Below are 13,144 nucleotides of genomic sequence, written 5' to 3'. Positions count from 1 at the left end.
TGCCCAAGGAGTGATGCGCTTTAATGAAAGCCTTTTTAGCACGTGCAGTGATGTTGATTATCGGTATCATTCTTCTCATTCAGCTTTGGATTTTTAGTAGCTTGGTGTGGTGGAGAACGCAGCCCGTTGAAACAACGATGTTTATGCGTTGGGATTACCTGACTGACTTTAAGCCAATTCAACAAGACTGGCGTGATTATGATGATATTAGTGATAACTTTAAGCATGCAATTCTAGCTGCTGAAGATGCTAAATTTATTCATCATCATGGTTTCGATTGGGCTGGGATTCAATTTGCATTAGAGCGTAATAATGAAAAAGGGGAAGTCGTTGCAGGCGGTTCCACGATTTCTCAACAGCTAGCAAAAAACTTATTCCTTTATAATCAGCGTTCATTTATTCGTAAGGGGCAGGAAGCTGTTGCTACATGGATGATGGAACGTATGTGGTCAAAACGTCGAATTTTAGAGGTTTATATGAATTCGGTCGAGTTTGGTCAAAATATCTATGGTGTTGAAGCTGCTGCACAATTTTATTATGGTAAGAGCTCGAAAAGTTTAACGCGTGAGCAAGCTGCTTTTTTAGCTGCTTTACTACCAAATCCTAAGTATTATCAAGACCATCGCAATGATCATAAGTTACAGTTTCGTAAGCGTGTGATTTTAAGGTATATGAATAGTACACAAATTCCACAATAATTCAGATAAATTAAAAAAAGCTCAATATTTTTGGGCTTTTTTACCAAATTGACATAATTTTGCAGCATACTTAAACCGTGTTTTGATGAATGATAAAGCGACAAGGTTCAGTATGAATACTGCAGTGACGACAACAACGCCAACAGAATATACTTATAATGATCGATATATAAATCGTGAACTTTCTATTCTCGATTTTCATTTACGCGTACTTGAGCAAGCGGTTGATCCTCTCCATCCACTATTAGAAAGAATGAATTTCCTGCTTATTTTTTCAAGAAATTTAGATGAATTTTTTGAAATTCGTGTTGCAGGAATGATGGAGCAATTAACTTTAGGCAATGAAAGTCGTACACCAGATGGTTTGACCCCTAAGCAAGTGCTTGATCAAATTTCTAAAACAGCACATGCTGCGATTGAACGACAATATCGTATTTTAAATGAACAAATTTTACCAAAATTGCGTGAGGAAGATATTTGCTTCTTACGTCGTGGCGAATTGACCCCAGCACAATCGGCATGGATTAAAAAATACTTCCAAGAACAAGTTGCACCTGTTTTAACACCGATTAGTCTTGATCCAGCCCATCCATTTCCACGGTTAGTAAATAAAAGTTTAAACTTTATTGTAACGCTGGAAGGTAAAGATGCCTTTGGTCGTCAGATTGATCTTGCTGTAGTGCCCGCGCCTCGCTCTTTACCCCGTGTGGTTCGTTTACCCGATGAGCTTACGGATGGTAAAGAACATCATGTCATGTTGTCTGCGATTATCCATGAACATGTTTCAGACCTATTCCCTGGTATGACGGCAACAGGCTGTTATCAATTCCGTGTGACGCGTAATGCCGATTTAGCTTTAAATGAAGATGTTGAAGATTTAGCAAAAGCTTTAAAAGGTGAGTTGAGTTCACGTCGTTTTGGACGTGCCGTTCGTTTAGAAGTTACGCATAATTGTCCAAAGCATATTTATGAATATTTGTTGGATGAATTTGATTTAGAAGAAGAACAGCTTTATCGCGTAGATGGTCCTGTAAATTTGGCGCGATTACTTTCTAATTTTAAACGTCCACATTTACGCTATGACTCACATACACCAGTCCTTCCAAAAGTATTTAAGAAGACTGAAAGTATTTTTGCTGCGATGCAAAAGCAAGATATTTTATTGCATCATCCATTTGAATCATTTGCGCCTGTAATTCAATTATTGCGTGAAGCAGCACGTGATCCGCAAGTTTTGGCAATTAAACAAACACTTTATCGTAGTGGTGCAGACTCAGAAATTGTTCAAGTACTTGCCGAAGCGGCGCGCAATGGTAAAGAAGTCACTGCTGTGATTGAGTTACGTGCTCGTTTTGATGAAGAATCAAATATTGAAGTTGCAAATGTATTGCAAGAAGCTGGCGCTGTGGTTGTTTATGGGATCGTTGGTTATAAAACACATGCCAAAATGATTTTAGTCGTACGCCGTGAGAATAATAAATTAGTACGTTATGTACATTTGGGTACAGGGAACTACCATGCCACAAATGCACGTATTTACACCGATTATGGTCTAATGACTACAGATAAAGATTTATGTGAAGATGTGCATCGGATTTTCCAAGAGCTTACGGGCATGGGGAAAATGGCAAAACCGAAAAAGTTATTGCATGCACCATTTACATTACATGCTCAACTAATTAACTATATTGATGAAGAAATTGCGAATGCCAAAGAGGGTAAATCGGCGCAGATTATTGTAAAAGTGAATGCGTTAACAGAAGTACAACTCATCAATAAGTTATATGAAGCATCGCAAGCAGGCGTACAAATTGACTTAATTATTCGTTCAATTTGTTGCTTACGTCCGGGTCTCCCGAACTTGTCAGAGAATATTCGTGTTCGTTCAATTGTGGGAAGATTCTTGGAACATACACGAGTTTATTATTTTAGTAACAATGGTAATCCTCGTATTTATTGTTCAAGTGCAGATTGGATGGATCGTAATTTATTTAATCGTGTAGAAGCATGTTTCCCGATTGAAGATCCTGCATTGAAAAAGCGTATTTATCAATTAGGTTTAATGAATTATTTAAAAGACAATCAGCAAGCTTGGTTATTACAAGGTGATGGTGTCTGGGATCGCGCTAAACCAGCACAGGGTGAGGAACCGCACAACGCGCAACACACATTACTTGATGCGATTAAATAAATCTAAAAAACCGACCTTAAGGTCGGTTTTTTGTAAATATAGATTAGTTGGTTTTAATTTCTAAGACCAACTGATTGACTAAATCGGCAGCTTCAAACTCTCTAATTTGTGCCACATTGCTGCCTGCCCAAAATGCGCCATAACTAAAATCTTGGTGAGTATTTGCAATACCCATTAGTTGTTTAGCAAGATCATAAGTATAAGGATATGCTGGCGTTTGAGGTCGATTTGGTGAGTCAATCAGTGTGTGCCAAGTACCCACTAAACCACGGGCTGGACGACCTGATAAGCTTGAACTGATTTGTGTAATAGATTGACTGAATAAAGCTTTTCGATAGGCTGCATTCGCACTAGAACTTTTACATTGCACAAATGCTGTACCCAATTGAACAGCAGCAGCACCTAATTTCAACATCGATTTTGCTTGATCACCATTCATAATACCGCCAGCAGCTACGACAGGTAATTTACAATGTGTTGAGATGAGTTGTACGAGATCACTGGTTTTAATTGCTGCATCAAAAGTTTGATTGAAAATACCTCGATGTCCTCCAGCCTCAATTCCTTGAGCAATAATAATATCAATACCGGCTGCTTCAATTGCTTTGGCTTCAATGAGATTGGTTGCTGAAACCATGGTGATAATTCCAGCTTGCTTTAATGCCTGAATTTGATGAGGGTGAGGAATTCCAAAATGAAAACTCACAGCTTTGGGGCGAGTTTCAAGTACAACATTCAGGAAATCATCATTATCTAAAAAGCTTGGGTAAATACAATCCAATTCAGTCGGAGGTTCTGCTCCGAATTTTTCAAATTCAGGACGAATATAATTAATCCACTGTTGAGCAACTTCTGGATCGAGTTGTTCTGATTGATGGCAGAAAAAATTAACTTGAAAAGGGTGGTCAGTCAGTTCTTGAGTTTTAATAATTTGTTGTTTTGCTGCCTCTGCTGAATTTGCCCCAAGTCCCAAAGAACCTAAAGCCCCTTGATTAGAAACCTCAGCAGCAAGCTCTGGTGTTGATACACCAGCCATTGGAGAAAGAAAAATCGGATGCTTTATTTCTAATAATTCTAAAATTGACATGATTTATATACTCTTTAGCTTTTCCATCACCATAACGTAAAAACAAAAAGCCCTGCAAATAATAATCAGTATTTAATTATTGAATACTAATCTTGTTAAATACCGAGTCACACAGAAATTAAATGGCAGTTACATGGAATAATGAGCCGACCCAACTCGAAAATGCCATGGCTAAAATGCCCCATAAGGTAATACGTAGACTACCTTTTAGCATTGATGTTCGAGCAAAATAACTGGATAACGCTCCTAATAATGCTAGTGAGACGATACCTGTAATTAAAACTGAGCGAGCGACCCATGAACTTGGGCTGAGTAAAATGGCAAGCATAGGAAGTACAGCACCACATGAAAAGGAAGCAGCAGAAGAGAGTGCTGCTTGAATAGGATTTGCAGCAGTATTTTCATGTATGCCAATTTCATCACGGGCATGTGCCCCAAGTGCATCATGTTCGGTGAGTTGTGTGGCAACTTCATGTGCCAATTCAGGTTTTAGACCTCTCGAAATATAAATTTCAGTCAGTTCTTTCAATTCTGCATGCGGATTTTTTTCAAGTTCAGTTGCTTCAAATCTTAAGTCTGATTTTTCAATATCTTCTTGAGATTTTACCGAAATATATTCTCCAGCCGCCATCGAGGTTGCACCTGAGATCAGTCCAGCAATACAGGTGACCAAGAGTGTCTGCGAACTCGCACCACTGGCTGCCATCCCCATGATTAAACTTGTGACAGAAATAATGCCATCATTTGCACCAAGCACGGCAGCACGCAGCCATCCTGAGCGTTGTATGACATGAAGTTCTTGGTGGTGTGACAAAGACATAATGACTCTCTTTTTATATATGTAAACGTAATTATTGGGACAAATAGATGAATCATTATGAGCAGAATTTTATGACGATTCATCAACTTAACTTACTTATAAAGTAACTTATTTTAACGATAGCGTGATGATGATTTAGTTATGATATGTGAATAGTTTAACATTTATATATGTGTGAAATTGATTTTGTATCAGCCATCGAGTTGGTATTTTGAGTTGAGATCTATGATGAATAATTCGAAAAAAAAGCTACTGAGTCATACACTATTTATTTTAGGTTTTATATTGCCACTACAGCATGTAATCAGTGCTGAACCTGATTTTGTGAAAGAAGGTGATGCGGCGTATAAACCAGGGCATCCTATTTACGATCGTTGGGATAAATTTTATAAAATTGAACAGAGTCAGCCTGAAGAAGCGGAGAAAATTCTTTTAGAACTTACACAACTTACGCCACAAGATATTAAAGTTTGGAAGAGTCTAACGTATTTGCAAATCCGTTTGAAGAAGTCAAATGAGGCAATTCAAAGTGTTCGTAAAGCGGAATTACTTGATCCTCAAGATCAACAGCTAAAATTACAAGAAGCATATTTGCTCAATCAACAAAATAGAAATACTGAAGCATTGGTTATTTTTAAAAACTTGAGCACATCCTCTGACAGTGAAATTTCAAATAAAGCACAACAAGCTGTGCAGAATTTAAGTGGTTCAACAGTTAAGTCAACATTTAAAGATATTTATTTTGCGCCATCTTATGAGTCTCGCTATGACGACTTTATTTTCCCCTTGAAAATGCGATACGGTAAAAATTTAGAGGGTGGGCGAGCGCAGGTATATGGTTTTATAAATCTAAATCGTGATACTAAATCAAAAGGTGGTGTGCGCCCTGAAATTATCGATGAAAATGCGGTAACAGTGGGTGTTGGTGCAAATTATCAACCGTGGCAATCTATACCGATTCGCGCTTACCTTGAGGTCGGAGGTAGTTACGATTTGATTGATCGTAATCGCGACAAGTTTCGTGAAAGTGTGGTTGGTGGGGTGACAGGCTATCAAGAATGGTATGCCAATCCAACTATCGAACATCGTACAGTATGGAATGATTATTTTACTGATTTATATGGCAATGTCGCGAGTTACTCACGCGAAGATTATAACGTGATTGCGGATTTAAGATTACGATCTGGTTTTAACGTCTATCGTGGCGAAGCAGGGACAGTCCAAACATATGGCAAACTGCATACCTTAGCTGATTCTAAAGGCGAAAATTACAATAATTTATTTGAATATGGTGTGGGTGTGGCTTGGCAACCATTCAATTACGTCCCCGTAAAATTAAGAGTAGAACGTCTTTACGGTGATTATTTTAAGAGTGCTTTATCTGACGGGACTGAGAGTTATAACAACACACGTACAGAACTGGTATTTTATAAGGATTTCTAATAATGAAAAAATTAATATCGATTGTCTTTGGTACGCGACCTGAGTTGATTAAATTAGCACCTGTTATTTTATTGGCGCAACAAGATCCACGTTTTCAAGTTGAAGTTATCTTTACAGGGCAACACGATGAATTAGTTCGAGATGCCATTGATTTTTTTCAAATCAAAATAGATCAACGTTTGCAAATGATGAATGCTGGTCAAAGTTTGAATCAATTATTAATACAAGGTTTAAGCCAATTAGAACAAGTTTTTAATGATGGAAAGCAACGTGATGCTGTGATTATTCAAGGTGATACAACGACAGTATTGGCTGCTGGTTTGGTTGCATTTTCAATGAAAATTCTAGTTGCACATGTCGAAGCTGGTTTGCGGTCTTATGATTTAGACCACCCCTTTCCTGAAGAAGGTAATCGACAATTGGTGTCTAGAATTACTCGTTGGCATTTTGCACCCACTGAGCAATCGAAACAAAATCTACTTCTTGAAAATATTCCATCAAATGCAATAACGGTGACAGGAAATACGGTCGTTGATGCAGTTTATTTGGGTCGAGATTTAATTCATCAACAAGATCGAGAACACAATCATCTGCAACAACACGGTTTAAATTTTCCAATCAATGCTCGTGTGGTACTCATTACGGCACATCGACGAGAGAACTTTGGAGAAGGAATTCGCAATATTTGTCATGCGGTTGAGCAGTTAGTTCAAAAGCATTCAGATGTGCATTTTGTTTGGCCTGTTCACTTAAATCCTGCAGTGCGTGAGGTGGTCTATGCTCAGTTCGCAGAACACCCTCAAATACATCTAGTAAAACCTTTGGATTATCCTAGTCTTTTAGCCGTGATTGATCGTGCTGAGTTTATTTTGACAGATTCGGGAGGCATACAAGAGGAGAGTCCTTCATTTCATAAACCTGTCTTAATCTTACGTGACACGACCGAGCGTCCTGAAGTTGTAGACGTAGGTGCAGGAATTTTGGTGGGGACAAATCAACACAAAATTATGACTGAGGCTGAAAAATTACTGACTGATCCAAGCCACTATGCTTTTATGGCAAATGCTCCAAACCCATTCGGAGATGGTAAGGCTTCGCAACGGATTTTAGACAAAATTGCCGGAGCATAATTGATCGGTTTTAATCATCATTTAAATGAATTGTTTAAATTTTTGGAGAGGTTTTTAAAGGCGATCCATATTTGAACTGATACCATAAAGCCACAACATATACTGTGGCGCGGCTCATATAGTGTGGGCCGTCAAATATATAAACCTTTTGTCCTTCGTATGCTTTCAGTTGCTCGATTATTTCCCAAGGATAGGCAGATCGAAATTTGCCGTCTTTAACGGGCCTAAAAGCTTCTAACACAATAATCACATTTTCTTTGCCAAATTCTTTTTGTAATTCTTCTAAAGTCGCTCTTGCTTGTTTAGGCGAACGGGTGCCTACACCGACACCATCTTGAAAAAATACCCCTGTATGTTGCGGTAACCAACTTTTGAGCCATGCATCGAAGTGTTTTGGTTTTTGTTCAGCACTATAAATACTGACCCAGATCGGTTTAGGTAAAATACGAATTGCTTTAGCGAGATCATCGACACATAACCACGTTGGATCAGCCTCGATGGGGAGGTAATAGCCTTTTAATGGGACTGACTGAGTTTTCTCTATAATTTTTTTAGAATGCTGAGCGAGTGTCAGTACATTGGAGCGAGCAATTTTTTCATTATACTCGCCAGCTAGACCTAAAATAATATTTTTTGCCCAAGGTTCTTGATTCAATTGCTTGAGATTTATATTTTTTTCCCATTTCGGAAAACTGGTATCGTGATCAAACCAAGACTTGGATTCCACTACTGACCACTGAGGGACAAAGGTAGTAACACCCAACAAATCCCAGTTTCCTGTTGGTGCAGTGGTTGCTAAATCAGGCTGCCAAAACATTCCCTCAATTTGAGGTGCTAATTGCTCTGTTTTGAAGTGGTGCATGCAGCCACCTACTAACAATAATGTAGAGGTGGCTAAACCGAGGAGAATTGATGTTGATTTATTCAGCCTTTTCTTGATCATTCGGTCGTTTTCGCCAATACCACAGCAGGATCGCTAAAATCATGATAGCAGAGATCGTCACGATCAGGATAAAGAAAGAGGACTGTTGAACTAAAGGTGCTTTCTGATTACCTACAATAATCTTTTGCAAGGTAAAGATCTGCCCATTTTCAGCAATTAAAATCTTACTCGCGTTATTAGGAATACTGGTTTGGACTTTTTCCCAAAGTTTAGAGAAGTTTTGTGCTCCTTCAACAGAGTCTGTCACAATATCAAAGCGTTGGTCATGAAAACTTACTAAAAAACCACGTGCTGCCGCGGGTGCATAAATAATATCGGGATGCATCAAGACTTGCTGACGGTAGATATTCGGATTGACTTGGATATTGATCACTTCGGGTTTTGCTGTATCCACCTTTACAAGATTGAGCGGAACTGGGTCATTGGTCATCAACATTCGTTTGGCTGTTTGGCTCACAGCAATCGCCATTTCTAAACTACCTGAATTACTATCAATCGCAATCGTAGGATGTGTTGCAAAACTCATAGAAAGTGAAGCAACACCATTTTTGAGTTTGTGTGGGAGCTTAACAGTTGATTTTTTAGTATCAATCCATAACGAACCTTTCGCTGTTGGCAAACACTGTGAATTAACAATCACCGAGTTTTCTAATTTCATGTTAAAGGTCGTACTGTCTGAAATCGTTTTTGCAAAATAGTTAAATTGTCGATTTACAGGGTCAGAATCTAATTCTGCTGTTTTTAAACTGCCCGCCAGCCCGCCATCAATCCAAGTGGTCAGATTCGAACCTTCCAATAAACCACTTTGCACACGTAGGGCGATTTGACCTTGTAAAATGTCGGTGGGTTGCCAAACTGCTGGGAATGATAGAAATAAGTTTTTTTCAGCTTGGTTGAGTCTGAAATCACTAATGCCTAGATCAGCAAGCGTTTTAATGTCTTTCAACTGAGCCCATTTTGGGGCTGCAAGTTTATTCGGTAAAAATGTTGCTGAAGTATCCAGTTGTTGCAAATAGTCAGAATTTAATAATCCATTGATTGCTGATGCCAGTTTTTCAGGCTGATCATATTGAATGCGTAAAGTCGGAATCTCATTTTCGGCACTCATCTGTACCAGAGTCCCATTAGGCAAAGGAGTTGCTGATTTACTGATTTCAATAAAAAAGTTAGCGGCTTGATCAGTTGGTGCATTCTGTTCATACCATTGAATTGGTGTGACAGCGCTCCAAGCACTAATTAAGCGCCCTAACATTGATGCTTCACTCATATTTTTTTGATTAAATTTTAAAACACCTACAAATGGCGTAGGGCGAACAATTTGTGGGTTAAATAAGGCATCTGGTAAATCTTTTAATTTATAGATAGGTCTGTGTCTTAAATAATCAATCTGAGAGTGGCTAAAATAAGTGACTTGATCAACATCCTCACTACAGAACGTGGTTCGATCTGCCGCTGGAGACGTTGCTGGTGAATACTGTTGTATAATAAAGTCCAGTCGATGAAAACCACTTTGGCTGGCAGGAATATTAAAATCTAAAGTACCTGAACCATTGAGTGTGGTGTTATAGATAAGCTTATCGTCGTATTTAACTAATAGTGTGGTGAAATGTTCAGTTGAGTATTCGCTAGTAAAACGAATACTTTGCCATTCTGAGCCTTTGCCTACATAAAAGAAGTGAGGTTCGATGGTGTATTTATTTGATGTATTAATATTATCAAAAGTCCACGTATTCCATGTATCAGCCGAAGCAAACACAGGCAAAGAGAGAGTCATACTTACGAGTAGAACTTTTAACATGTGATGATCTAAGTGATTTTTTTTCATTTATTTTCTCTCTTTGCTACGTTCAGTCTTGTACCACTGTAAAGAGTTCCCTTGAATCTTATTTTTCAACATGTCATAAGCGGCTTTAAACACAATAAATAAAAAGATTTGAGAATAAGTTACGTAAGATAAAACTGAGAAGAAATATAGTTGGGGTTTAGCTCTTTCTAATGAGAGGGTAAACCACATTTGTGCGACATATAAACAGAAGGATAGACCCCAGAGTAGGGTAAATGGACCAGCTAGACTGATCCCTGCAATACCGAGTAAACCTAGGCTTAGGGTGATATGACTCCAAATTAGTGCGGGAACAAACAGCACATAACACATGATGTTATTAAAGATCTCGACACCAATTGGAAATGGCTTTCTTAATGCGATGGGTAAATATTTACTAGTGACATAGAAATTTCCCTGCGTCCAGCGAGAGCGCTGCTTGATAAAAACACTTAGCGATGGCGGATCTTGCTGCCAACCTACGGCATAAGGCACCCACTTAATCCGTTTCTGCCCTAAAAAAATCCTGAAACTCATTTCAGTGTCATCTACTAATGATTTCTCGTCAAAACCACCTAATGTTTCAAGTGCATCTCGCCAGATCACATAATTTGTACCCATGAGTGTAGAGAGTTCAAAGCGCTGCCAGCGACCACCTTGGAAAATCCATTGGAAAAAAATAAACTCAATTGCAATAAAACGCGTCAAGATACTGTCTCGCCAGTTGCGAGTTCTCACTTTACCGTTTACTGCGACTAATTTTTTATCCGCCAATAAAGTTTGGGCCAGTAGCCTTACACAGTCAGGTTCAGGTGTACTATCTGCATCATAGACAACGATCAGTTCGCCTTGAGCGTGTGGTAGACCATTATTTAAGGTTCGAGATTTACCTTTCCCCCCCATTCCTTTGGGAACATTGACGATCTTAATACATGGATAAATTGCTGCCATCCGTTCAGCAATTTCTAAGGTATTGTCTTTAGAACCATCATTAATTAATAACACTTCATAAGCATGGGCTGGGTAATCTTGTTGTGCAATCGCATGTAAAGTATCTTCGATTACAACACCTTCGTTGTAAGCAGGAATCAAGACACTCAAAAATGGCCAGTGTTCAGGAATGGGAAGGTTTTCTAATTCACGTGCGGCATTTTTTGAATATTTCCAAGCTTGAAAACTGAGCCACGCCCAAAAAGCTTGAGGAATCCAGATACCTAAAAAACCAAATAGGAAAAGCACATCAATTGCGGGCATTTATTCTTCTCCTACGGATAATGGAAATAATAAGAATGAGCAGTAATCCACATCCTAATAAAAGCGAAATCCACGAAATTGAACTGCCAAATGTACTTAACAGGCTTGGGTAGGGTGCTGAGAGAATATAGTCTAAGGGGATAATTACTGTGCTGATGGCCATCATGATATAACCAACAATACTCGTTTCAACGCCATCAGTAGTGCTTTGATAATTGATATGATTTAATTTCCAAGAAATACCAAGATGAGGGTATGCAACATTATTCAACGACATATCCACTGGAGGATTCACAATAATCTGATAGCCAGAATTCTGTGTGACATCTGTGGTTGCTTGATAAAAATATTGTTGGCGGTGTTGAATCATGCGTGCAGGAACATTTAATTCTTTAGAATCATCTGATTGAATGATGTAATTGCCTGCTGGCTGTGCAATTAAGTTTTCGTCCCATCCTGTTTCAACAATTGCTGCCAAAGGTCTCAAGCCAATTGCAGTTGAAAATGTAGCTTTTGCTGCAAAGTATTTTGAATACTTCATTTGATAGACAGCAATTGGAATCGCACCCTGACTGACTGCTTTTTTAATTTTATAATAATCAACAATGCTGAAATATTCATTTGGGAGAATAATCCCAGGCTTAATATCATGTTGAATTAGATTTTTGAAGCTAGCGGATTGTAATTGGTCTACCGTGAATATGGGCCACCAAGTTGAAGTCTGTGGAAATAATTGCGAGACTGATGATGCTGATTGAATCTGAGCTGATGTCTCATCAGCGCTACGTTCAATTTGACAATGATAATACTGTTGATAAAAGCTCTGAAGCGTTGCATCTGGAAAATGCGAAGCGCTCATCAGCATCCCACAAATATTTAAAATAACAGACATTAAACAATCTCCTTGTTGATAGGAGATAAATGTTCAATATGTTGTTCAATTTTCAGTTTTAAAACGCTGAGTTCTTGTAGTTGTTGAATAAAGAAAGGATAAAGCTGATTTTCATTTTTTTCAGGTTCGTGGATAACAATACTTTTAATTTCACTGAGTTCTTCATTAATAAAATGATAAATCACGCTGTCTCGTTCAGTGGATAAGATTTCCATGATCTTATTTTGTGTTTCTTTCCAGACATCTTCTCCTAACATTTCTCTGATTAGAATGGTGTTGGTAATTTGAGTTGTAAGTACTTTATAGTGGTCTTTTTGTGTGAGCTGTAAAAGTTTTCGAAGTTCCGCTTGAAAGTGAGCCAATGCGGTCAAAGGTAAAATATCATGTTGATAGTTACGGTCATAACTTTGGATTGCGCGATAACTTTTTAATGCATTTTGAATATTATGGCGCACCGCACTTAAAAATATCGGCGCCATTGGAATTACAAATAATAAAAGTAACTGTCTTTCGATATAAGTTTGATTGGCTAAATCAAGCGAAAAATAAACAGCCATACTCAGAAATGCAACTAAACCCATAAGTAAAGCTGCACCAATATTTAAAAATGCGCCTGCAACCAATAACAAAATTAAAAAAATCCAACTGCCTCTATAACTCGCAGGTAACCATTCATAAGCAACGATACCCATAAATATTTGAGCTGCGATAATCCATAAGATGAGTGCTGGTGCTGGATTCTTTTGCATAGCTATTTTATTTTAATGAATTCTTCTCTGATTAACTTAACACCATATTAATGTGGTTTTTGATTGTTTTATGTTATTGATTTGATGAAATGATTTTATAAACAGTAACATACAG

The 13,144-nt window shown here is 38.2% G+C and carries 11 protein-coding genes; 4 read left to right on the top strand and 7 right to left on the bottom strand.

Annotation, left to right across the window (positions count from 1 at the left end):
• Positions 1-23: 23 nt before the first annotated feature.
• Positions 24-698 (top strand): monofunctional biosynthetic peptidoglycan transglycosylase, encoded by a 675-nt coding sequence (gene mtgA, locus IEV17_RS03625; RefSeq protein ID WP_004663315.1) that lies wholly within the window; start codon positions 24-26, stop codon positions 696-698.
• A gap of 112 nt (positions 699-810) precedes the next feature.
• Entirely contained in the window at positions 811-2,889 is a 2,079-nt protein-coding gene (gene ppk1 / locus IEV17_RS03620) for a polyphosphate kinase 1 (protein ID WP_004663314.1), read from the top strand.
• Positions 2,890-2,932: 43 nt separating this feature from the next.
• On the opposite strand, the gene IEV17_RS03615 is transcribed toward ppk1, so the two are convergent.
• Both IEV17_RS03615 and IEV17_RS03610 read right to left on the bottom strand, forming a co-directional pair.
• The gene (locus IEV17_RS03615; RefSeq protein WP_004663312.1) at positions 2,933-3,976 is read right to left on the bottom strand and encodes an NAD(P)H-dependent flavin oxidoreductase; all 1,044 of its coding nucleotides are present in this window, start codon (positions 3,974-3,976) and stop codon (positions 2,933-2,935) included.
• A gap of 118 nt (positions 3,977-4,094) precedes the next feature.
• Positions 4,095-4,796, bottom strand: coding sequence for a VIT1/CCC1 transporter family protein (locus IEV17_RS03610; protein ID WP_004663310.1), 702 nt, complete (start codon positions 4,794-4,796; stop codon positions 4,095-4,097).
• A 228-nt stretch (positions 4,797-5,024) separates the two neighbouring features.
• On the opposite strand from IEV17_RS03610, the gene IEV17_RS03605 reads away from it, so the two are divergent.
• Positions 5,025-6,239, top strand: coding sequence for a tetratricopeptide repeat protein (locus tag IEV17_RS03605; protein WP_034601831.1), 1,215 nt, complete (start codon positions 5,025-5,027; stop codon positions 6,237-6,239).
• Between the two features lie 2 nt (positions 6,240-6,241).
• Positions 6,242-7,369, top strand: a complete 1,128-nt coding sequence (gene wecB, locus IEV17_RS03600) for a non-hydrolyzing UDP-N-acetylglucosamine 2-epimerase (protein WP_004663306.1) — start codon at positions 6,242-6,244, stop codon at positions 7,367-7,369.
• Positions 7,370-7,403: 34 nt separating this feature from the next.
• Here the strand turns inward: wecB and IEV17_RS03595 are convergent, their stop codons facing one another.
• Genes IEV17_RS03595 through IEV17_RS03575 form a run of 5 tightly spaced genes read right to left on the bottom strand, consistent with a single transcriptional unit; the run spans position 7,404 to position 13,029 of the window.
• A complete protein-coding gene (locus tag IEV17_RS03595) occupies positions 7,404-8,312 on the bottom strand; it encodes an alpha-amylase family protein (protein ID WP_034601592.1) in 909 nt (302 codons plus the stop codon).
• Positions 8,290-10,137 (bottom strand): hypothetical protein, encoded by a 1,848-nt coding sequence (locus tag IEV17_RS03590; protein WP_004663302.1) that lies wholly within the window; start codon positions 10,135-10,137, stop codon positions 8,290-8,292. Before IEV17_RS03590 ends, IEV17_RS03595 begins: the two co-directional genes overlap by 23 nt.
• Positions 10,138-11,388 (bottom strand): glycosyltransferase family 2 protein, encoded by a 1,251-nt coding sequence (locus IEV17_RS03585; protein WP_004663300.1) that lies wholly within the window; start codon positions 11,386-11,388, stop codon positions 10,138-10,140.
• Positions 11,375-12,280 (bottom strand): hypothetical protein, encoded by a 906-nt coding sequence (locus IEV17_RS03580; protein ID WP_004663299.1) that lies wholly within the window; start codon positions 12,278-12,280, stop codon positions 11,375-11,377. The genes IEV17_RS03585 and IEV17_RS03580 overlap by 14 nt, the downstream gene beginning before the upstream one ends.
• Positions 12,280-13,029 carry a hypothetical protein gene (locus tag IEV17_RS03575; protein WP_004663298.1) on the bottom strand — a complete coding sequence of 250 codons (750 nt, stop codon included), beginning with the start codon at positions 13,027-13,029 and terminating at the stop codon, positions 12,280-12,282. The genes IEV17_RS03580 and IEV17_RS03575 overlap by 1 nt, the downstream gene beginning before the upstream one ends.
• Between the last annotated feature and the right edge of the window lie 115 nt (positions 13,030-13,144).

Source organism: Acinetobacter modestus, from assembly GCF_014636095.1.
Taxonomy (GTDB): Bacteria; Pseudomonadota; Gammaproteobacteria; order Pseudomonadales; family Moraxellaceae; genus Acinetobacter; species Acinetobacter modestus.
Note: the sequence above shows the minus strand (reverse complement) of the source record. Positions and strands in the feature narration are given on the sequence as shown.

Coding starts and splice junctions, on each gene's coding strand:
- IEV17_RS03610 (WP_004663310.1), bottom strand. CDS start 4,796: ATGTCTTTGTCACACCACCAAGAACTTCATGTCATACAACGCTCAGGA.
- wecB (WP_004663306.1), top strand. CDS start 6,242: ATGAAAAAATTAATATCGATTGTCTTTGGTACGCGACCTGAGTTGATT.
- IEV17_RS03590 (WP_004663302.1), bottom strand. CDS start 10,137: ATGAAAAAAAATCACTTAGATCATCACATGTTAAAAGTTCTACTCGTA.
- IEV17_RS03585 (WP_004663300.1), bottom strand. CDS start 11,388: ATGCCCGCAATTGATGTGCTTTTCCTATTTGGTTTTTTAGGTATCTGG.
- IEV17_RS03615 (WP_004663312.1), bottom strand. CDS start 3,976: ATGTCAATTTTAGAATTATTAGAAATAAAGCATCCGATTTTTCTTTCT.
- ppk1 (WP_004663314.1), top strand. CDS start 811: ATGAATACTGCAGTGACGACAACAACGCCAACAGAATATACTTATAAT.
- IEV17_RS03595 (WP_034601592.1), bottom strand. CDS start 8,312: ATGATCAAGAAAAGGCTGAATAAATCAACATCAATTCTCCTCGGTTTA.
- IEV17_RS03575 (WP_004663298.1), bottom strand. CDS start 13,029: ATGCAAAAGAATCCAGCACCAGCACTCATCTTATGGATTATCGCAGCT.
- IEV17_RS03580 (WP_004663299.1), bottom strand. CDS start 12,280: ATGTCTGTTATTTTAAATATTTGTGGGATGCTGATGAGCGCTTCGCAT.
- IEV17_RS03605 (WP_034601831.1), top strand. CDS start 5,025: ATGAATAATTCGAAAAAAAAGCTACTGAGTCATACACTATTTATTTTA.
- mtgA (WP_004663315.1), top strand. CDS start 24: ATGAAAGCCTTTTTAGCACGTGCAGTGATGTTGATTATCGGTATCATT.